Genomic DNA, 21,521 nt, shown 5'->3' with positions numbered 1-21,521 from the left:
GCGCGGGGATGGTCCCTCGGGAGGGGGGTCGCCGAGGCGTTGGGGGTGCAGTATCGGCAGCTCACGGCCGTTCATTTCCTGCACTTCGGGAACTTCTTGGCCGAGAAGGTGGATTCGCAGAAGCTTCGGAACGACACCTTGAGCGAGATGTGCAAGTCCCTCGCGGGGGCCCTGAAAGCGCCGGAGGGCGGGCCCGGCCCCCCGTAGGGTGCGGGCCCGCCCTGCGGCGGGGTGGGGCGGGGTCAGGACTTGGCCAGGGTGACCAGCTTGGTCTTGGTGGCCGTGACGACCTTGCCGCCGTCCGGGTCGTAGGCGCGGGTGGCCAGGTCGAGGGCCACCGTGCCCTTGACGAAGGGGACGGGGGTGTCCCCGAGGGTCCAGGCCGTGGCCTTCCAGGGGACCTGCTTGCCCGGGGTGCACGCGACCTCGATGGAGCCCACGATGCCGCTGGTGGTGGTGTGCTTCAGCTGCTGGACCGCCGTGCCGCTGATGTACAGGGTGACGGGCTTGGAGCAGGTGACCGTGCCGTGCACGGTGGCGCGGGCGGTCGGGGTGGTGGCCGTGCCGTCGGCGGCGATGGCCAGGTTCAGGGCCAGGCGGGCCGGGACGGGCGTCGCGGTGATGTTGAGCTCGCCGTGCAGGACATTGCGGTCGTCGCAGTCCTGGTTGTAGTAGACGTGCAGCTCCTTCACCGTGCGCCCCGGACCCCACTCCAGCTTCTTGATGCCGAAGGCGCCGGTGAGGGAGGCGCAGCCGCCGCGGTAGCCGTTGGCGAACACGCTCGGTACGGCGGGACGCGGCCCAGTCTCCGGGAAGCGGACCGCGTCGGCGTAGTCGCCCACGGCCAGTTCCTGGCCCGCGGGCGCCGCCAGGTCGAAGGTCCACGGGTCGCCCGACCGGTTGATGGTCACCGAGATCGAGCCGTGGTCGGCGGAGGCGGTCGCGCCGAAGACGTCGCCGTCCGTCGAGGCGTACCAGCGGGCCTGGTCGTCGCCGCCCTCGCCCGGGTCGCCGGACCACATGAACGTGCTGTTCCCGACCGGTGCGGCCTCGGCGACGGCGCCGCCGAGCAGGCCGGCCGCGGCCGGCAGGACCATGGCGAGCAGGGCGGCCGTGCGGACCAGGCCGCGTCCGGGCATGCGTATCTTCACTGTTCGGTTCCCCCCGAGTGGTGTGACGTCACGATGATCTTTGCCTGTTGGTTCAGGACATGGCAAGACGCAACATCAGGGGATTTCGGGGGACTTCGGGGACAGGGGTCAGGGGCGGGTGACCGCCGGGCGCCAGATCGTGCGCGAGACGCGGCTCAGGCTCAGGTCGGCGATGTCCGGGAGCGTGGTGGTGACGTGCAGTTCCGCGTCCAGGCCCAGGACCGCCGTGGTCGTGGCGCCGGCCGCGTCCAGGATGCTGGACGGCGCGCCCGCGTACAGCATCTGGGACTCCGTCCAGGCGGGCGCCGAACCGAGGGCGGTCGTGCTGATGGTGCCCGTGTCGGCGCGGCCCGTCAGCAGTCGGCCCGCGACGCTCACCGCGCCGTACCCGGCCCGCCCGCCCGCCTCCGCCACGTGCGAGACGACCGGCTTCGGCCCGCCCACCGTGACCAGCGCGCTGCGCACGGTGCCCGAGTCGGGGCGGCGGAAGTACAGCCGTACGCCGTCCCCTTCGGCGACGGCCGACACCGGGCCCGTGGTGGCCGGGAGGTCCGTGGCGAGGGGGCCCTGGAGGGGTCCGCCCGGGGTCTGCTGGGTCCAGGCCAGGACCGACTTGGAGGTGGCGGCGTACACGTGGCGGCGCCCGGCCGCGTCGGTCATGGCCACCGGGTCGCCCTGGAGGTCCTCGCCGCCGAGCTTCTGCCACGGGCCGAAGGCGCCGCCGGGGGTCTGCTGCTCGCGGGCGCGCAGGGTGTGCTGCGCGTCGCGCACGTACACGGCCAGGCGGCCGTCGGCGCCCACGGTGACGGCCGGACCGCCGAGGTCCGAGGTGCCGGACGCGTCGGAGCCCTCGGGGGTGCCGAGCACCTGCCACGGGCCGAACGGGCCGTCGGGCGCGCCCTGGACGGCGTACACGACCTCGCGCCGGTAGTCCTGCGGCTGCGCGCCCGCCGTGGTGCGGGTGCCGAGAACGCCGATCCGGCCGTCGGGGAAGCGGACGGCGGTGGCGCCCGGGTCCATGCCGGGACCGGGCAGCAGCTCGGGGCCGGCCCACTGGGCCTGCGGGCCGGTGCGGGTCCAGTACGCCATGCGGCCGTCGAGGACGGAGAAGGCCCAGAGGCGGCCGGCGACGCCGTCGGTCAGCCAGGAGGTGTCCTCGCCGCGGGAGTAGCGGATGCTCTGTGCCCAGTTGTGGCCGGTGGGGCGGGGGGCGACCTTGCGGTCGCCGCAGCCGTAGGGGCTGCCGCAGTAGTCGGTGCGGTCCAGCCAGGCGTAGGTCTTGAGGAAGTTGACCTTCGCCTCGACCGTCTCGGGGTCGAGGGAGTGGGGCAGGGCGCTGTTGGCGTAGCCGAGGTAGTTCTGCACCGAGAAGTGCGGGCGGGCGGTGACCTCCGCGTAGCGTTCGGTGGCCGCCTGGACGAAGCGGGCGCCGTACATGTGGTCCTGGTGGTCGGTTATCTTCCCGTCCTTGGCGTACCGGCCCGGCGTCGGATCCTGCATCCGTATCGTCGTCGGCTGGTATTGCTCCAGGATGCCGGTTATCGCCCGTATCGTCTGGTCCTTGGTGTAGGTGAAGGTCTGCTTCACCGGGCTGCCGGAGGTCAGCAGCGAGGGCAGTGCGGCGACTTGGCCGTTCCACAGGCCGCGCAGGCTCTCGGGGCGGTCGTCGGCGATGGTGCGGGCCTCGGTCAGCTGCATCCACACCAGGTTGATCTGGGGCTTGGCGACCAGGACGTCCTGCTCGGCCCAGCCGCCCCCGGCGGTGGGGATCACGGTGCGCTTCCAGGCGCTGGTGCGGTCGCCGGTGGCCATCTGGGCGTAGGCGGAGCGGATGCCGTTCTGCCGGGCCTCGGCGTAGTGGGCCCGGTCGGCCGGCTGCGCCGGATCGTTGAAGGACGGCCCGACGGCCTCGTTCTTGCCGTCGGCCTCGCCGGAGGTGAGGTAGGCGGTGGTGACCTTGCGCCCGGAGAGCAGCGAGCGGCTCAGATCCGGGTTCATGAAGAAGAGGTCGTCGTCGGGGTGGGCGACGATCTGCAGCACCGAGCCGCCCGTGGTGCTCGGCGGTACGGACACGGCCTGGCGGACCTGACCCGGCCCCTGCGCGCCCGGACCGGAACCCGCGATGAAGCCCTCGCCGTGGGCGACCGCGAGCACGCCGGTGGCACCGGCGGTGAGCACGGTGAGCAGGGTCGCCAGGCGTACGCGGCGGGAAACGGGCATCGGTCACGCCTTGGGGTCGTTCGGGTGCGGAAGAACCGCCGTGCAGTCAGAAAGAGGTCAATGCGGCGAACTTGGTTCACCGTTTCGACCGATGACTCCACTGCTTCCGGGCGTGACCGATTTTGATTGTGCACCGTGGGCGGGTACGGGACGGTAAATGACCGGATTGTGGACGTACCGAACCCGACCTCTAGGTCCCCGCTCGTGCCGAATTGGCCTAATTTAGCCGGTGGGCAACGTCACTGCCCCGGGCCGGTCGGCGTCACGGCCCCGCGCTCCCCGGGCCGTGGTCCGTCGTCCGTGGGCCGACCGGCTGCCAGGGTGCCAGCCGCGCCGTGGGGGAGTCCGCCGCCGAGCTCAGGTAGAGCCGCGCGTCGAGTCCCAGGACGGCCAGGCCGATCACGTTCCGGCCGGTCGGGGCGCTCGCGGGGGAGCCGACGAACATCAGCGCCGAGCGCTGCCACGCCGGGCCCGCGCCGATGGCCGACCCCAACGCGCCGCCCACCGAGCGGCCCGCCACCAGGTGCCCGGTCGCCGTCACCGCGCCGAAGCCCTGCGGGCCGCCCAGCTCCGTGACCGCGGACACCTCGAACCCGCCGGGCGCCGGGGGCGCGGCGCCGGGGGTACCCGCCACCGCGGCCCTCGCCGTCACCAGAGCCGTGCGCACGTCGCCCGAGCCCGGCTTGCGGAACCACAGCCGCACCCCGCCGTCCCGGGCCGCCGCCGTCAGCGGCAGCGTGGTCGCGGGCAGCCCGGTGGGCGTGGCCGGGCCGGGCGCCGCGCCCGCCGTCGGCGCCACCCAGGCGAGCACCGTCGACGGGGTGCTCGCGAACACCATCCGGCGGCCCGCCGCGTCGGTGGCCGTGGCGGGGTTGCCGTGCAGGTCGCGGCCGCCGAGCCGGTCCCAGGGGCCCCAGGAGCCGTCCGCGCCCCGGGTGCGGCCGCGCAGGGTGTACGCGCCGTCGCGGACGTACACCGCCAGGCGCCCCGCACCGTCCACCGAGACCGCGGGGGCGCTGATGTCGGAGGTCCAGTCCGCGTCGTCGGCCTCGGGGGTGCCGAGCGGGTCCCACGCGCCGAACTCCACCGACCCCGCGGACTTCTGGACGGCGTACACGACGTCGCGCCGGTAGTCCTGCGGGCGGGCGCCGAAGGAGGTGCGGGTGCCGAAGACGGCGATCCGACCGTCCGGGAGGGTCGTCGTCGACACGCCCGGGTCCATGCCGGTGCCCGGCAGCAGCCGGGGCCCGTCCCAGGCGCCGAGCAGTCCGTCGCGGTGCCAGAGGGCCACCTGCCCGTCCAGGACGCGGAAGGCCCACAGCCCGGCGTGCGCGTCGGGCGCCAGCCAGGAGGTGCTGTTGCCGCGGGCGTAGTGGATGGACTCGGTCCAGTGGTTGCCCGAGGGGTGGTCGGCGACCTTGAGGTCGCCGCAGCCCGCCGCGCTGCCGCAGCGGTTCGCGCGGTCGAGCCAGGCGTAGGTGTCCAGGCTGTCCAGCTTCTCCCGGGCCTCCCGCGCGTCCAGGGCGGCGGGCAGGGAGCCGTTGAAGTAGCCGAGGTAGTTCTGCACCGCGAAGTGCGGGCGGTCCTTCACCTCGGCCGCGTACCGGGCGAGGGCGCGCTGCACGAACCGGGCCCCGTAGAAGTGGTCCTGGTGGTCGGTGTACCGCTTGTCGTCCGGGTAGCGGCCGGGGGTCGGGTCCTGGGCGCGCACGGTGGTCGGCCGGTACGTCGCCAGCACGCCCGCGAGCGTCCGGACGACCTGCTCCCCGGTGTACGCGAACGCCCCGCGCACCGGGGTGCCGGAGGACAGCATCGACTCCAGGCGGGCGACCCGGCCGTCCCACAGGCCGTGCAGGCTGTCGGGCCGGTCGGCGTAGACGTTGCCCGCCTCGCGCAGTTGGAGCCACAGCAGGTGTACGGAGGGCTCGGCGACCAGGACGTCCAGCTCGGCGCGGCCGCCCCCGGCCGTGGGTACGGACGTACGCCGCCAGGCGCTGGTGCGGTCGCCGGTGGCCATCTGGGCGTAGGCGGCGCGGATGCCGTTCTGGCGGGCCTCGGCGTAGGCGGCCTTGTCGGCGGGCGGGGCGCCGCCGCCCGGCTTCTCCGCGTCGCCGTTGATCCCGTCGGCCTCGCCGGAGGTGAGGTAGGCGGTGGTGACCGGGTGTCCGGTGGCGATGGAGTTCCGCAGGTCCGGGTTCATGAAGTACAGGTCGTCGTCGGGGTGGGCGACGATCTGCAGCACGCTGCCGGGGTCCGGGGGATCGGGCAGGGCGTCCGGGACCTCCCTGGAGGCGCCGGCGGGGTCGGAGAGCCGCCCGAGCGCGTCGCCGCCGCGGGCGAGGACGAAGCCGCCGGCGACGAGCGCGGCGACCACGGCCAGCGCGGCGACGGCCCGGCCGCGGTGCGTGCGGCGGGTGCGGTGCCGGAGGGGCTCGCGCCCGCCGCCCACGCCACCCGCGCCGCGCCTGCCACCCGCGCCGCCCGCGCCGCCCACGCCGTGTGTGCCCGGCCGCCCGTGGTCGCCCGGTGTCCCGTCCGCGCCCGGTCTCCCGTGCGCGCCAGGCTTCCCGTCCGCGCCCGGCCGCCCGTGCCGCCCGTGGCGGCCCCGCGTTGCGCGCCCCTCGCCCGGTATCGGGGAAGGGGCGTCACGGGGGTCGGGCTCGTGCATCGGGGGGCCTCCGCGGGGGGACGCGCGAGGGGGTGCCGCGGGCCGGCCCCCATAACGGTCCATCGGTTCTTAAATCCGGCAATTCGCCTCATGATACTCATCGGTGAGCCGCCGCCCCGATCCGGCTAAGGTCGACCGAGGCAGAGCCAGGGCAGACTCTGCGTCGTGGCAGGAGCGGGAGGCGACGGGATGACGGTTCCCGGACGCAGGAGCAGCACCTTCATCCGGCTGGTGCGCAGCGGGTTCACGGATCCCTCGGCCGCCGCCCGGCTGCTGGACGACCCGGCGCTCGCCGCCGTCCGCACCGACCCCGTGCTCCTCGACGCCCTCGGCGCGACCGCCGATCCCGACCTCGCCCTGCTCGGCCTCGTCCGGCTCGCCGAGGCGCAGGCGCCCGAGGACCTCCCGCTGCTCCTCGACACGCTCGTCAGCGCCAAGCCGCTGCGCGACCGGCTGCTCGGCGTGCTCGGCGCCTCCGAGGCCCTCGCCGACCACCTCGCCCGCCACCCCCACGACTGGCGGGCCCTGGTCACCTACGAGTCGGCGGACCTGCACCCCGGCCTCGCCGAGTTCGAGCGCGGCCTCGCCGACGCCGCCGACCCGGTCGCGCTGCGCGTCTCCTACCGCCGCTGCCTGCTCTCCATCGCCGCCCGCGACGTCTGCGGCACCACCGACGTCGCCCAGGCCGCCGCGGAACTCGCCGACCTCGCCACCGCCACCCTGCGCGCCGCCCTGCGCATCGCGACCGCCGCCGCCCCCGAGGACGCCGCCCAGTGCCGGCTCGCGGTCATCGCGATGGGCAAGTGCGGCGGCCACGAGCTGAACTACGTGTCCGACGTCGACGTCATCTTCGTCGGCGACACCGCCCCAGGAGCCGACGAGGGCAAGGCCGTCCAGGCCGCCACCCGGCTCGCCTCCCACCTCATGCGGATCTGCTCCGAGACCACCGTCGAGGGGACCATCTGGCCCGTCGACGCCAACCTCCGCCCCGAGGGCAGAAACGGTCCGCTCGTCCGCACCCTCGCCTCCCACCTGGCCTACTACCAGCGCTGGGCCAAGACCTGGGAGTTCCAGGCCCTGCTCAAGGCGCGCGCCGTCGCCGGTGACCCCGACCTCGGGGCGCAGTACATCGACGCCATAACGCCGATGGTCTGGCAGGCCGCCGAGCGCGAGAACTTCGTGGCCGACGTCCAGAAGATGCGCCGCCGCGTCGTCGACAACATCCCCGCGGCCCAGGTCGAGCGCGAGCTGAAGCTCGGCCCCGGCGGCCTGCGCGACGTCGAGTTCGCCGTCCAGCTCCTCCAGCTCGTCCACGGCCGCAGCGACGCCACCCTGCACTCCGGCACCACCCTCGACGCCCTCCAGGCCCTCGCCGCCGGCGGCTACGTCGGCCGCACCGACGCCGCCCAGCTCGGGGACGCGTACCGCTTCCTGCGCGCCATGGAACACCGCATCCAGCTCTACCGCCTGCGCCGCACGCACCTCGTCCCCGAGGACGAGCGCGACCTGCGCCGCCTCGGCCGCTCGATGGGCCTGCGCACCGAACCCGTCGCCGAGCTCCACAAGGCCTGGCGCCGGCACGCCTCCGTGGTCCGCCGGCTGCACGAGAAGCTCTTCTACCGGCCGCTGCTGGACGCCGTCGCCCAGCTCGCCCCCGGCGAGACCCGGCTCTCCCCGCGCGCCGCCGGACAGCGCCTCGAGGCGCTCGGGTACGCCGACCCGGCCTCCGCCCTGCGCCACCTGGAGGCCCTGTCCTCCGGGGTCAGCCGCAAGGCCGCCATCCAACGGACCCTGCTCCCGGTGCTGCTGGGCTGGTTCGCGGACTCCGCCGACCCGGACGCGGGCCTGCTCGGCTTCCGCAAGGTCTCCGACGCCCTCGGCAAGACCCCCTGGTACCTGCGGCTGCTGCGCGACGAGGGCGCCGCCGCCGAGAACCTGGCCCGCGTGCTGTCCGCCGGGCGGCTCGCCCCCGACCTGCTGATGCGGGCCCCCGAAGCGGTGGCCCTGCTCGGCGATCCCGGCGGCCTCGAACCCCGTACGCACGACGCCCTCGCCCAGGAGGTGCTGGCCGCCGTCAACCGCGCCGACAACCCCGAGGTCGGGGTCGCGGCCGCCCGCGGGGTGCGCCGGCGCGAACTCTTCCGCACCACCGCGGCCGACATCATCGGCTCCTACGGCACGGAGGAGAGCCCGGCCGAGGAGGATCCCGGCGCCCTCGTCGACCGCGTCGGCAACGCCGTCTCCGACCTCACCGCCGCCACGATCGCGGGCGCCCTGCGCGCCGCCGTGCGCGGCCAGTGGGGCGACACCCTGCCCACCAAGTTCGCCGTCATCGGCGTCGGCCGCTTCGGCGGCCACGAGCTGGGCTACGGATCCGACGCCGACGTCCTCTTCGTCCACGAACCCCGCGAGGGCGTCGACGAACAGGAGGCCGCGAAGGCCGCGCAGACCGTCGTCGCCGAGATGCGCAGACTGCTCCAGCTGCCGACGGCCGACCCGCCGCTGCTCATCGACGCCGATCTGCGGCCCGAGGGGCGCTCCGGGCCGCTCGTGCGGACCCTGCCCTCCTACGCCGCCTACTACCGGCGCTGGGCCCTGACCTGGGAGAGCCAGGCGCTTCTGCGGGCGGAGCCGGTCGCGGGGGACCCGGAGCTCGGGGCGCGCTTCATCGACCTGATCGACCCGCTGCGCTACCCGGTCGAAGGGCTCGGGGAGGACGCGGTGCGGGAGATCCGGCGGCTCAAGGCGCGGATGGAGTCGGAGCGGCTGCCGCGCGGGGCGGACCCGACCCTGCACACGAAGCTGGGCCGGGGCGGGCTGAGCGACGTCGAGTGGACGGTCCAGCTGATCCAGATGCGGCACGCCTGGGCGGAACCGGGGCTGCGGACCACCCGGACCCGGCAGGCGCTGGCCGCGGCGCACGCGGCGGGCCTGATCCCGACCGAGGAGGCGCAGATCCTGGACGAGGCGTGGGTGCTGGCGACGCGGGTGCGCAACGCGGTGATGCTGGTGCGCGGGCGGGCCGGGGACACCTTCCCCTCCGACGCCCGGGAGCTGGCGGCGGTGGGGCGCTACCTCGGCTACGGGCCGGGCAAGGTGGGCGAGATGCTGGACGACTACCGCCGCACCACCCGCCGCGCCCGCGCGGTCGTCGACGACCTCTTCTACGGGGCGTAGCGGGCGCCCCGACCCCGGGACGGCGGGGCGAGATGGACAGGGGCGCGTCCTGTGACCTCGGTCTCTTTCGAGCCCCCCGGTGCTCTCCCCACCGCCTGTGAGTAAGGGGCGGGGGCACCGCGCACACCGTACGAACACGGAGCGTGACGGGCGGGGCTCCTCGGGCTCCCCCATTAGTGGGGGGTGTGGCGGCGCGGCGGTGGGGTGCGGGAGTCCGGGGGCGTGAAGCCCGCCGCTCCGTGCGCGGGGCGGCGCCCGCGCCCGCCGGGTGCCGGGGCGATCCCGGGGTACCAACCCGGGATTGCCGCCCCGACGTGCTGCGCTAGACCGGCCAGGGTTCAACGGCAGCGACAGCAATGTAACGGATTTTACTGGCTAGTAACTCCCGCATTCTCGGGATTTGAGGCGCCGACGATCCGCAACCCATTAATTCTGGGGCGTATGAAACGCCAATAATGATCGATCATCGTGAAGCTTTGGGTAAGGGTTGCACCCTTAAATAGCAGCGTCATGGGCACCGTCGGGCTGAGTTATCGTCTTTGGTTACTACAGGGCCATGTTCTTTCGTCGGCCGACCAATCCGGCGCGGCTCTGTATATCGCTAGACCGGCCACTGTTCGACGAAAGAGAGATTCATGGGAAGCTTCCTGCTCGCGGCCGTCCTGATCTTCGGAATCACGGCCGCCCTGCTCGCCTTCGTCGTCAAGGCGCTGTCCTCCACGCCCGCCCGGATCGCCGTCGTCGTGGGTGCCATCGTGGGGGTGCTGGTCGCCTTCCCGCCCGTCGTCGAGGCGCTCAAGAGCGAGAGGGCGACGCCGTCTCCCACGGCCCCGGCCCCGGTCGAGAGGGGGGTGCGGTGATGGCGTTCTGGAAGCCCAACGAACCGCTCCAACTCGGCTCGACGTTCCACGACATCAACGTCTCCACCGGCAGGATCGTGCGCCGACCGGGTTCGGCGAAGCGCCTGAGTTCGGTCTTCGACCTCAACCCGTTCCTGCGCGAGCTCCCGAAGGACCTGCGCAACAACCTGCGGGAGACGATGCGCACCTCCCGCGCCTACGGTCGGGGCACCGAACTGCGCGGCGTGGGCGTGGGCGGCACCGTCCACATCGTGCTCAGCGGGTGCGTGCGCGAGTGCACGACGCCCCCCGCCTCCACCGTGCGGATCCTGGGCGCGGGGGCGGTCCTGGGGTGCACCGAGGTCTTCGACGAGCGGATCCCGGCACCCCTCACCACCTGCCTGACCGAGACCTGGACCCTGTGCCTGCCGCTGGAGCGCCTGCGCGCGATGGCGGAGGCCAACTCCGTGCTGCTCAAGGCGATCGGGGTGTCCGTCACCGACCGGATGGAGGCGAGCGAGCGCATCTACAACCGTCTCGCCTACAAGTCGGAGCAGCGCCTCGCCGGGCTGCTCGCCCACCTCCTCATGCACTGCGCGGTGCCCGGGAAGCGCTACGACTTCATGATCGAGGGGCCCTCGCAGCACGACCTGGCCGCGGCGCTCAGCCTGAGCATCGGCTCGGTCGAGGGGGCCATGGCGTCGCTGCGCAAAAGCAACATCGTGATCACCGGATACCGCACGTACGAGTTCCCGTCCGTCCGCCGGCTGCTCGAGGCCAGCCAGATCAAGTTCCCGCCCGGCTCCCTCGCCGGAACCCTCACGTCTTTCCAGGCGCCGTAGTCGCGAGGGTGAGAAATAGATATATGCGCGGGGTCGGGATCAAGCCGACCCCGCGCATTTCCGTGCGCCCTCCCGCGGGTGGAAGTCGGGCGCCGGTACGAGGCCCTTCATATTAATGCTACATGGCAAAAAAATCCCATTTCGGTCATTGTGTTGAAATGCGGTGGAGATACCTCGCGGTAGAAGTCGACCGGGCTGCGCGGCGGGCCCCGATATGAGGTACCCCAGTGACAGGAGGGTTTCGGGGGGCGGGTGTGGGTAGGTACGGGCGGGTGCCGCCGAGGGGGCGTGCCCGGTGTTGCGCAGGAGGAGAAGCCATGGCCCCGTCCGACCGTTACCTCAAGGCCTGGGACGGTTTCTGGGAGGAGAGTTCCGGCGCCGAGGGCGAGGCCTTCTGGGACGCACCGGCCGCGTTGACCGCCGAGCGGGACCTCGGCCTGCTGGAGCCCTACGCCGACCCCCGGCTGCCCATCGCGGACCTCGGCTGCGGCAACGGCACCCAGACCCGCTTCCTCGCGACCCGCTTCGCCGCCGCCATCGGCGTGGACTTCGCCGAGGCCGCCGTGGCCCACGCCCGCCGCGCCGACCCGGCCCGGCTGGCCTCGTACGAGCGGCTCGACCTCACCGACGCCGAGGCCGCCCGCGCCCTGCACGACCGCCTCGGCGACACCCACGTCTACCTGCGGGCCGTCCTGCACCAGAGCGACCCCGAGGACCGCCCGGCCGTGGCCGCCTCCGTGGCCGCCCTGCTCGGGGACGCCGGCCGGGCGCTGGTGCTGGAGCCGACCGACCGGGCCGAGACGGTCCTGCACACCCTGGGACCGACCCCGAAGCTGCTGCGCGTCAGGCAGCACGACCTGCGCCCCGGCCGCGTGGTCGACGGCGAGGTCGCGGAGCTGCTGCGCGGGGCCGGGCTGCGGATCCTGGAGCAGGGCCCGACCGTGCTCGCCATGAGCGAGGTACGGGAGGACGGGACCCCCGTCGAACTCCCGGCCCGGTGGTTCGTCGCGGTCAAGGGGTGAAGGGCGTTCCGTTCCGGAGGAGGCGGTTGCCCGGGCTTGGTTCGCGATCGGGTGCCGCCACTCCTAAATGTCCTATAAGTGGCAGATAGTCGCAGTGTTGGTGAGGATCTCCCTGAGCCGCCCCGTGTGAGGGCGGGTGGGGAGGGATCCGGGTGGGTGTACTGCGTGATCATCCCGAGCTGGCCCTCTTCCTGTGCCTGGCACTGGGCTACCTCGTGGGCAAGCTGCGGGTCGGGCCGGTCGTCCTCGGCGGCATCTGCGGGACGCTGATCGTCTCGCTGTTGCTGGGCGCGTGGACCGGGACCGAGGTCGACGGCGACGTGAAGACCGTGTTCTTCGCCATGTTCATCTTCGCGCTCGGCTACCTGGCCGGTCCCCAGTTCTTCGCGAACCTGAACCGGCGCAGTCTGCGGTTCCTGGCCCTGTGCCTGATCGAGCTCGTATCGGTCCTGGCCATCGCCTGGCTGCTCGCGGAGACCTTCGACCTCGATGTGGGCACCGCGTCCGGCATCCTGGCCGGCGCCGCCACCGAGTCCGCCGTGGTCGGCACCGCGACGGAGGCGATCGGGAAGCTCCCCGGACTGTCGCCCGATCAGATCTCCGCCTACCAGGGCCACGTGGCGACCGCGTACACCGTCTGCTACCTCTTCGGCCTCATCACCATCGTCATCTACACCAGCCAGATCATGCCGATGCTGCTCCGCATCGACCTCCGCGAGGCCTCCCGCGTCCTGTGGGAGAGGATGCGCGGCACCGCCGGAGGCCTGGGGGAGGACGAGCGCGAGGCCCTGCCCGGACTGGTGGGCCGCAGCTACCTCGTCACCCGTGCGGACGGGCGCACCGTGGGGGACCTGGAGGCGTCGTTCGAGGGCCGGATCACCGTGGAGGCCGTCCGCCGCGGCTCGAAGGACCTCACCCCCGTTCCGGGCCTGGTCCTGATCCTCTCGGACCTGGTGCTGCTGGTCGGCCGCCGCGCGCTCATGATCGAGGCGGGCCGGGTCATCGGACCGGAGACCCCCGGGATCCCCGGTGTGGACACCCCCTTGGGCAGTGCCCAGGTCGCGGTGACCGACGCGGGCGCGGACGGCAAGACCATCCGTGCCATCCAGGCCGCGAACCCCGGCTTCGTCGACAACGGCGTCTACGTCACCGAGGTCCTGCGCGGCGAGCAGCACCTGCCCGCGAGCCCGGACACCGTGCTGGTGCGCGGGGACGTGGTGACGATGGTCGGCGCGCGGGCGGGGCTGAGGCGGCTCGTGGACAAGATCGGGACCGAGGCCCGCAACGACGCCACCGACTTCATCTACCTCGGCCTCGGCATCGCGGCCGGCTCGCTCCTGGGCCAGGTCGTCGTCCGCTTCGGCGACGCACCGCTCTCGCTGGGCACGGGCGGCGGCTGTCTGGTGTCGGGACTGCTGTTCGGCTGGTTCCGCTCCCGCCGGCAGACCTTCGGCGCGTTCCCGCCCCAGGCCGCCACCACCATCAAGGACATGGGGCTCGCGGTGTTCATCGCCTGCACCGGACTGACCGCGGGTCCCCAGGCGTGGCCGCTGCTCAAGCAGTACGGAGCCCTGCTGCCCATCGCCGGGATCGTCATGGTCCTGATCCCCGCCACCCTCTCCCTCCTGATCGGCCGCACGCTCCTCAAGATCGAAAGCCCCCTGCTCATCGGGGCGATCGCCGGCCAGCAGTGCTCCACCCCCGCGATCACCGCCGTCACCCAGAGCGCCCAGAGCTCGGTCCCGATGCTCGGCTACACGATCACCTACGCCCTCTCGAACTTCCTGCTCCCCCTGACCGGCCCGATCCTCGTCGGCATCCTCGGTGCCTGAACCCACCTCCCCCCAGCCCGCCTGCCCCGTGTTCCCGCCCGCCCCCGCAGACAGGTCCGGTTCATGATCGATTTCCTAGACCGCAACATCTTCACCCCCCATCCCGAACTGCTGGTCTTCATCACCGTCGCGCTCGGCTTCCTGGTCGGCAAGATCCGCTACAAGGCCATCGCGCTCGGCTCCGTGACCGGCTGCCTGATCATGGGGCTGGTCGTCGGCGCACAACTCGGCATCGAGATCGAGGCGACGGTGAAGAACCTGTTCTTCACGATGTTCCTCTTCGCCCTCGGCTACCGCGTCGGCCCGCAGTTCTTCCGGGGACTGAAGAAGGACGGAATCCCGCAGGTCGTCAACGCGATCGTCGTCTGCGTGACCGGCCTGCTGGTCTGCTGGGGCTTCGCCGCGTTCCTCGGTTACGGCCCCGGTCTCTCGGCCGGACTGCTCGGCGGGGCGCTGACCCAGTCCGCCGTCATCGGTGTCGCGGGCGACGCCATCTCCAGCCTGCCCGGGCTCTCACCCGACCAGGTCAAGGAGCAGTCCAACCTGGTCGCCATCGGCTACGCCGTCACCTACCCCCTCGGTACGATCCTCGCGGCGCTGCTCCTGGCCTCGATCCTGCCCCGCCTCTACAAGCGGGACCTCGCCGCCGAGTCCGCCGCCCTGGCCACCGAAATGGACGCTGGGCAGGACAACCCCGACCTCCACGAGGGTTACTACGAGATCGTCCTGCGCGCCTACACCATCCAGCGCCCCGAACTCGTCGGCCGCACCATCGAGGACTTCGAACAGCAGCAGAAGGCCCTCGGCCGACGCGTCTACATCACCCGCGTCCGCCGCGACGGCACGATCCTGGACCACACCCAGAACACCGTCCTCGCCGAAGGCGACGTCATCGCCGTCTCCGCGCTGCGCGGCTCCCTCGTCGAGTTCGACGCCCGTTCCCACATCGGTGCCGAAGCCGACGACGTCGAGCTGCTGGGCTACCAGACCCAGACCCTCCACGTGGTGGCCTCCGAGAAGGCCCAGCTCGGCAAGACCATCGCCGAACTGCGCGCCGAGCCCTTCATGGTCGGCGTGTTCGTCGACAAGCTCTACCGCTCGGGCGCCGAGTTCCCCTACCGGCTCTCCACCGAGCTGGAACGCGGCGACACCGTGATCCTGTCCGGCCCGAAGCGGCTGGTGGACCCCGCCGGCAAGGCCATCGGCAAGCCCGTTCCCACGTCCTTCGCCACCGACATGATCTGGGTCGGACTCGGCATCTTCCTCGGCGGCTGCATCGGCATCCCCGCGTTGAAGGCGGGCGGCATCCCGATCTCCCTGTCCACCTCCGGCGGCGCACTCATCATGGGCCTGGTCTTCGGCTGGATCCGCGGCAAGTACCCCACCTTCGGCAACGTTCCCCCGGGTGCCCAGTGGTTCATGGACACCTTCGGACTCTGCCTCTTCGTCGCCGTCGTCGGGATCAACGCCGGGCCGTCCTTCACCTCCGGCCTCTCGCAGGCCGGCTGGGGGCTGCTGGTCTTCGGCGCCATCGCCACCGTCATCCCGCTCCTGGTGGGCTTCTTCGTGGGCCATCACATCCAGAAGATCCGTTTCCCCATCCTGATGGGCGTCCTTGCCGGCGGACAGACGACGACGGCCGCGATCGGCGCGATCAACGAATCCTCCAAGAGCCAGATCCCGACCCTGGGCTACACCGTCCCCTACGCCATCGCCAACGTCCTGCTCACCATCTGGGGCGCCGTGATCGTCCTCCTCCACCACTGACACCGGCACGGTCCGGCCGACTCCTCCGTCCCCGGTCCCGGCCCCGCCGCAGCGGGCCGTGACCCCCTCCGCCCGTCCTGTCCCGTCCTGAGCAAGGAGCGTTCCGTGAAGACCACCTTTACCCGCGAGGAGATCCAGTCCTTCGCCCAGCTCTCCCCGTTCGAGCTGAAGGACAAGTTCATCGAGATCGCGACCGCCGTCCAGGAGGACGAGCCCGGCCAGAAGGGCACCACCGCCCGGGCCATGCTCAACGCGGGCCGCGGCAATCCGAACTGGATCGCCACCGGCCCCCGCGAGGCGTTCTACGCGCTCGGCTACTTCGCGCTGGACGAGTCGAGGCGGGTGTGGACCGCGGACAACCTCGGCGGGATGCCGGAGAAGAAGGGCATCGCCGGCCGCTTCGACTCCTGGACGCGCCGCCACCCCGAACTTCCCGGTGTCGAACTGCTGGAGAAGTGCGTCGCCCATGCGATCGAACGCTTCGGTTTCGATGCCGACGCCTACATCCACGAGCTGACGGACGCGATCACCGGTGACAACTACCCCGTCCCCGACCGGATGCTGGTGCACGCCGAGAAGGTCGTACGGGGCTACGTCGGCGACGAGATGTTCGATCGCCAACCGCCGGCCGACAACCTGTCGCTCTTCGCGACCGAGGGCGGCACCGCCGCCATGTGCTACATCTTCGACTCCCTCATGAAGAACGGCATCCTCCACAAGGGCGACAAGATCGCCCTCATGGTGCCGGTGTTCACCCCGTACCTGGAGATCCCCGAACTCGACACCTTCGAGTTCGACGTGGTCCACGTCCAGGCCAGCCTCTTCGCCGAGACGGGTGTGCGGGAATGGCGCTACCCCGAGGAGGAGGTCGCCAAGCTGGCCGACCCGTCCGTGAAGATGGTCTGCATCGTCAACCCGTCCAACCCGCCGTCGTTGGCGCTCAGCCAGCGGGTCGCGGGCCAGATCAAGAACATCGTCGACACCAGCAACCCGAACCTGCTGATCGTCACCGACGACGTCTACGGCACCTTCGTGCCGAACTTCCGCTCCATCGCCGCCGACATCCCCCGCAACACCCTGCTCGTGTACTCGTACTCCAAGCACTACGGCTGCACCGGCTGGCGCCTCGGAGTCATCGGCCTGCACGACGACAACGTCATCGACGAGATGATCGCGAACTTCCCGCAGGACCAGAAGGACCGCCTCGCCAAGCGCTACGGCACCCTCACCCTGGAGCCCGAGAAGATCCGCTTCATCGACCGCCTCGTCGCCGACTCCCGCTCGGTGGCCCTCAACCACACCGCCGGGCTCTCCCTGCCCCAGCAGGTCATGATGAGCCTCTTCTCCCTCTTCGACATGCTCGAAGAAGGCCAGGCCTACAAGGAGAAGCTCCGCGAGATCGTCCACCGGCGCCTGGACCTCCTCCTGGAGGGCGCCCAGATGAAGATCAGCGAAGACGCCGGCCGCGCCGCCTACTACATCGAACTCGACCTGCTGGCCGAGGCCGAGCGGGTCCACGGCAAGGACTTCGCGGACTTCCTGGAGAAGAACTACGAGCCGGTGGACTCCCTGTTCCGCCTCGCGGAGCAGACGTCCGTGGTCCTCCTCAACGGCGGCGGCTTCGAGGGCCCCGAATGGTCCGTGCGCGTCTCCCTGGCCAACCTCGACGACCTGGACTACCTCAAGATCGGCCACCACCTGCGGGCCATCTTCAACCAGTACGCCGATGAATGGCACGCCAGCAAGAGCTGAACGGGCATCCCTGCCCCACCCGGGGAGCGCCGGTCCCGCGGGACACCGCGAGGCCGGCGCTCCCCCCGCGATCCACGGCGGCCCACGGGGCCACCACGTGCTTCTCTTCCTGCCCGGAGGCAGCCCTGTGAACGCCCCCCGACCGACCGCGCAGACCGAGCGGACCACCGCGTACCGCTACCCCGAACGCGTCACCTACGACCGCGAGGACGCCTACGCGATCCTCGACGAGGCCCTCTGCGTCCATGTCGGCTTCACCACCGAGGACGGCCCCTTCGTGATCCCCTCCCTCCACACGCGCGAGGGGAACCAGCTGATCCTGCACGGCTCGGCCCACGGACGCTTCGTCAAGACCGTCTCCTCGGGCGCACCGGTCTGCGTGACGGCGACGCTCATCGACGGTCTGATCCTCGGACGGGCCGCCTCCCACCACTCGGCCGCCTACCGCTCCGTCATGGTCTTCGGCACCGCCACACCCGTGGAAGACGCCGCCGAGCGGGCCGAATACCTCGCCCGGGTCGTCGAGAGCGTCGTACCCGGCCGACTCAGCGCCTCGAACGCGGCCCGACGCCCCTCCGTCGAGGAGGCCGCGTACACGGCGATCATGACCATGCCCATCGACGAGTTCTCCATCAAGGTCCGCGCCGGTTTCGCCCGCGACGAGCCGAAGGACGACGGGGTCGAGGCCTGGGCGGGGACCATCCCCCTCACCACCACACCCGGCACCCCGGTCCCCGACACCCTCACCGGAACCCGCTTCCCGGCCCCCGTCTACGACCCGGCCATCCACCGCTTCCGCCAGAACTGACGCCGCGAGCCGAGGGGCCCTTCCGGCGGGAGCCGGGAGGGCCCCCGCGACGTCGCCTAGGCGCGCGAGCGGATCCGGCGTGCCCGGCGCAGCAGTGCGGCCGAGGCCGGGTGCGGTCCGGTGTGCAGGGGGTGGCGCGGCAGCCGGTGCGGCAGCGACCCGTACCAGGCCCGCGAGACGGTGTAGCCGAAGGCCAGGCAGAGCGCGCCGCCCGCCGCGTCGAGCCAGAAGTGGTTCGCGGTCGCGACGATGACGACGAGCGTCGCCGTCGGGTACAGCAGGCCCAGGATCCGCGCCCAGGGCGCCGAGGCGACGGCGAAGACGGTCAGCCCGCACCAGAGCGACCACCCGATGTGCATGGAGGGCATCGCCGCGTACTGGTTCGACATGTGCTTGAGGTCGCCGGAGGCCATGGAGCCCCAGGTCCGGTGCTTGAGCACGGTGTCGATGAACTGCGTGCCGTTCATCAGCCGGGGCGGCGCCAGCGGGAAGAGGTAGTAGCCGACCAGCGCCACACCGGTGGTGGCGAAGAGGATCAGCCGCGCGGCGGCGTATCGCCCCGGATGGAAACGGTAGATCCAGACCAGTACGCCGATGGTCACGATGAAGTGCAAGGTGGCGTAGTAGTAGTTCATGCCCACGATCAGCCACGTCACCGAATCGACGGCGTGGTTGACGCTCCGCTCCACCGCGATGCCGAGCGTGTTCTCGACGCTCCAGATCCAGTCGGCGTTCGCGAGCGCGGCCGTCTTCTCCTCGGGCACCGAGTTGCGGATCAGCGAGTACGTCCAGTAGCTCAGCGCGATCAGCAGGATCTCGAACCAGATCCTGGGGCGCCGCGGAGCGCGCAGCCGGGCCAGGAGGCCGTCCGCGCGGGCGTGCCGGTCGGTGGGGCTCCCGCCCCCGGACACGGCGGGTGACGAGACGTCCGTCCTGGTATCCAGTGTCTTCACACTCACTTCACCCATGGGGAAAGAGTCTGTCAGATCGCGTACCTGCCCCGATCATCCCCCGGTACGGTCTTCCCCGCACGGGATCCGCCCTAGGGACGATCGCGCGAGGAGAAAGCGCAGGTCAGGGGCTATCGGCGGGTGGGGCCGGAGGCGGTGGACCCGCGCACTACCAGCTCCGGCAGGAAGACGAACTCGCTGTGCGGCGCAGGGGTCCCGCCGATCTCCTCCAGCAGGGTCCGCACGGCGGCCTGCCCCATCGCCTGGACCGGCTGCCGGATGGTGGTCAGCGGCGGATCGGTGAACGCTATGAGCGGCGAGTCGTCGAAGCCGACCACCGAGACGTCCTGCGGCACCCGCAGCCCCTGCTGCCGGGCGGCCCGTACGGCGCCGAGCGCCATCATGTCGCTGGCGCAGACGACGGCCGTGCAGCCCCGGGAGATGAGCGCGGCGGCCGCGGCCTGTCCGCCCTCCAGGGTGTACAGCGAGTGCTGGATCAGCTCCTCCGTCGCGGCCTCGTCCAGCCCGAGCCGCTCGCGCATGCCGAGGCGGAAGCCCTCGATCTTGCGGAGCACCGGCACGAACCGCTTCGGCCCGACGGCCAGCCCGATCCGGGTGTGGCCGAGCGCGGTCAGGTGGGTCACCGCGAGCTGCATGGCGGCCCGGTCGTCGGGCGAGACGAAGGGGGCCTGCACCTTGTCGGAGAAGCCGTTGATCAGGACGTACGGGACGCCCTGACCGCGAAGCTGGTCGTAGCGGCCCATGTCGGCGGTGGTGTCCGCGTGCAGGCCGGAGACGAAGATGATGCCCGAGACCCCGCGGTCCACGAGCATCTCCGTCAGCTCGTCCTCGGTCGATCCGCCGGGCGTCTGGGTGGCCAGCACCGGCGTGTACCCCTGCCGGGTGAGGGCCTGACCGATGACCTGCGCGAGCGCGGGGAAGATGGGGTTGTCCAGCTCGGGCGTTATCAGCCCGACGAGTCCCGCACTGCGTTGACGCAGCCGCACGGGACGCTCGTACCCGAGGACGTCGAGCGCGGCCAGCACGGATTCGCGGGTGGCCGCGGCCACACCGGGCTTGCCATTGAGGACCCGGCTGACTGTGGCTTCGCTGACCCCCGCCTGAGCTGCGATGTCGGCAAGCCGCGCGGTCATGGGAGTGGACTGTACCGGTCGCACGTCACATTGCCCACCACGTGCACGTATCGGGGGGAAGCAGGACGCTGCGCCCGTCCGTCTCCACCGGAGAGCTGGACAGTACGGGCCTTCCGGGAGCCGGGAGCTCCACCCGGGAAGGGCCCGTGTTGAGCGTGCAGACGAAGCCGGGGCGGGCGAAGACGAGCACTCCCGGCGGCCCCGGCAGCCACCGCATCCCGGTCGGGCCGGGATCCACCCGATCGGGATCCGCCTGCCCGTCCGGGTCGGCGGCGGGGTCGGCGGCGGAGGCCGCGGCGGGGTCGGCGGGGTACGGACGGCCGGCCTCCGGTGCGCCGAGGCCCGGCATGGCCCGGCGCAGCTCGATGGCGGCCCGGTAGAGCTCCAGGGTGGAGTGCGGGTCGCCGGTCTGCGCGGCCACGCTCAGCCCCGCCCACTCCTGCGGCTGCGGCAGCCAGCTGCCACCCGGACCGAAGCCGTACGGAGCCTCCTCGCCCGACCACGGGATCGGCACCCGACACCCGTCCCGCAACCCGTCCTGACCCGCACCCCGCGTGAACGCCGGGTCCTGACGCACCTCGGCGGGAAGGTCGATCACCTCCGGAAGCCCCAACTCCTCACCCTGGTACACGTACGCCGACCCCGGCAGCGCCAGCATCAACAGCGCCGCCGCCCGCGCCCGCGCCAGGCCCCGCGCGCCACCGCCGTACCGCGTCACGTGCCGCACCACGTCGTGGTTCGACAGCACCCACGTCGTCGGAGCGCCGACCGCGGTGGTGGCGGCCAGGGACTCGTCGATGACCGTCCGCATCGCCTCCGCGTCCCAGGGGCACTTGAGGAAGCGGAAGTTGAAGGCCTGGTGCAGCTCGTCGGGGCGGACGTACAGGGCGAGCCGCTCGGAGGTCGGCGCCCAGGCCTCGGCGACCCCGATGCGCTGGCCGTCGTACGCATCGAGCAGGCGGCGCCAGGAGCGGTGGATCTCGTGCACCCCGTCCTGGTCGAAGAAGGGGAGCGGCTCGCTGCCGATCAGGGTGGCCTGCGCCCCGCGCCCGAGGTCCGGCAGCCCGGCCGCCTTGACCATGCCGTGCGCGACGTCGACGCGGAAGCCGTCGACCCCCAGGTCGAGCCAGAACCGCAGGACGGAGTCGAACTCCGCCCGCACCTCGGGGTGCTCCCAGTCCAGATCGGGCTGCTCGGGGGCGAAGAGGTGCAGGTACCACTCGCCGCCGGAGCCGTCCGCCCCCTCCGCGACCCGCGTCCACGCCGGGCCGCCGAAGATCGACTCCCAGTCGTTCGGCGGCAGCTCCCCGCCCGCCCCGCGCCCCGGCCGGAAGTGGAA

General features: G+C 72.1%; 14 protein-coding genes and 1 CRISPR repeat array (1 of these 15 running past the window's edge). Of the genes, 8 read left to right on the top strand and 6 right to left on the bottom strand.

The genetic code is table 11. The features are described from left to right. Positions 1–16: direct repeats of the CRISPR family, unit length 17 nt (it extends 443 nt beyond the left edge of the window). Between the two features lie 226 nt (positions 17–242). The 3 genes from ACFWAR_RS23910 to ACFWAR_RS23900 all read right to left on the bottom strand — a co-directional run bounded on the left by ACFWAR_RS23910 (position 243) and on the right by ACFWAR_RS23900 (position 5,820). Next, positions 243–1,139, bottom strand: coding sequence for a hypothetical protein (locus ACFWAR_RS23910; protein WP_385780559.1), 897 nt, complete (start codon positions 1,137–1,139; stop codon positions 243–245). 120 nt (positions 1,140–1,259) lie between these two features. Then, the gene (locus ACFWAR_RS23905) at positions 1,260–3,371 is read right to left on the bottom strand and encodes a PIG-L family deacetylase (RefSeq protein ID WP_385780556.1); all 2,112 of its coding nucleotides are present in this window, start codon (positions 3,369–3,371) and stop codon (positions 1,260–1,262) included. A 262-nt stretch (positions 3,372–3,633) separates the two neighbouring features. Then, on the bottom strand, positions 3,634–5,820 hold the full coding sequence (locus ACFWAR_RS23900) for a PIG-L family deacetylase (protein WP_385780553.1): 2,187 nt from the start codon (positions 5,818–5,820) through the stop codon (positions 3,634–3,636). A 408-nt stretch (positions 5,821–6,228) separates the two neighbouring features. Here ACFWAR_RS23900 and ACFWAR_RS23895 point away from each other — a divergent pair, with 408 nt between their 5' ends. The 8 genes from ACFWAR_RS23895 to ACFWAR_RS23860 all read left to right on the top strand — a co-directional run bounded on the left by ACFWAR_RS23895 (position 6,229) and on the right by ACFWAR_RS23860 (position 18,078). Next, the gene (locus tag ACFWAR_RS23895) at positions 6,229–9,216 is read left to right on the top strand and encodes a bifunctional [glutamine synthetase] adenylyltransferase/[glutamine synthetase]-adenylyl-L-tyrosine phosphorylase (protein WP_385780682.1); all 2,988 of its coding nucleotides are present in this window, start codon (positions 6,229–6,231) and stop codon (positions 9,214–9,216) included. Between the two features lie 635 nt (positions 9,217–9,851). After that, positions 9,852–10,076 (top strand): hypothetical protein, encoded by a 225-nt coding sequence (locus tag ACFWAR_RS23890; RefSeq protein WP_385780550.1) that lies wholly within the window; start codon positions 9,852–9,854, stop codon positions 10,074–10,076. Next, complete coding sequence (locus tag ACFWAR_RS23885) at positions 10,076–10,897, top strand: Crp/Fnr family transcriptional regulator (protein WP_385780548.1); 822 nt, start codon at positions 10,076–10,078, stop codon at positions 10,895–10,897. Before ACFWAR_RS23890 ends, ACFWAR_RS23885 begins: the two co-directional genes overlap by 1 nt. Positions 10,898–11,214: 317 nt before the next feature. Further along, positions 11,215–11,919 carry a class I SAM-dependent methyltransferase gene (locus tag ACFWAR_RS23880; protein ID WP_385780545.1) on the top strand — a complete coding sequence of 235 codons (705 nt, stop codon included), beginning with the start codon at positions 11,215–11,217 and terminating at the stop codon, positions 11,917–11,919. 152 nt (positions 11,920–12,071) lie between these two features. Beyond that, on the top strand, positions 12,072–13,751 hold the full coding sequence (gene aspT / locus ACFWAR_RS23875) for an aspartate-alanine antiporter (protein WP_385780542.1): 1,680 nt from the start codon (positions 12,072–12,074) through the stop codon (positions 13,749–13,751). Between the two features lie 63 nt (positions 13,752–13,814). Then, positions 13,815–15,518, top strand: coding sequence for an aspartate-alanine antiporter (aspT, locus tag ACFWAR_RS23870; RefSeq protein WP_385780539.1), 1,704 nt, complete (start codon positions 13,815–13,817; stop codon positions 15,516–15,518). Between the two features lie 105 nt (positions 15,519–15,623). Further along, on the top strand, positions 15,624–17,270 hold the full coding sequence (locus ACFWAR_RS23865; RefSeq protein WP_385780536.1) for a bifunctional aspartate transaminase/aspartate 4-decarboxylase: 1,647 nt from the start codon (positions 15,624–15,626) through the stop codon (positions 17,268–17,270). A gap of 127 nt (positions 17,271–17,397) precedes the next feature. Continuing rightward, positions 17,398–18,078 (top strand): pyridoxamine 5'-phosphate oxidase family protein, encoded by a 681-nt coding sequence (locus ACFWAR_RS23860; protein WP_385780533.1) that lies wholly within the window; start codon positions 17,398–17,400, stop codon positions 18,076–18,078. A gap of 56 nt (positions 18,079–18,134) precedes the next feature. Here ACFWAR_RS23860 and ACFWAR_RS23855 read toward each other — a convergent pair whose 3' ends face one another. The 3 genes from ACFWAR_RS23855 to ACFWAR_RS23845 all read right to left on the bottom strand — a co-directional run. Further along, the gene (locus ACFWAR_RS23855; protein ID WP_385780530.1) at positions 18,135–19,046 is read right to left on the bottom strand and encodes a phosphatase PAP2 family protein; all 912 of its coding nucleotides are present in this window, start codon (positions 19,044–19,046) and stop codon (positions 18,135–18,137) included. 113 nt (positions 19,047–19,159) lie between these two features. Next, positions 19,160–20,182 carry a LacI family DNA-binding transcriptional regulator gene (locus tag ACFWAR_RS23850; RefSeq protein ID WP_385780527.1) on the bottom strand — a complete coding sequence of 341 codons (1,023 nt, stop codon included), beginning with the start codon at positions 20,180–20,182 and terminating at the stop codon, positions 19,160–19,162. 25 nt (positions 20,183–20,207) lie between these two features. Then, the coding region (locus tag ACFWAR_RS23845; RefSeq protein ID WP_385780525.1) for an alpha-amylase family glycosyl hydrolase at positions 20,208–21,521 on the bottom strand (1,314 nt) is incomplete at its 5' end.

The sequence above is a fragment of the Streptomyces sp. NPDC059917 genome (assembly GCF_042730635.1).
Classification (GTDB): Bacteria; Actinomycetota; Actinomycetes; order Streptomycetales; family Streptomycetaceae; genus Streptomyces.
The sequence above is the reverse complement of the archived record's forward strand: the minus strand, read 5'-3'. Positions and strand labels throughout refer to the sequence as shown.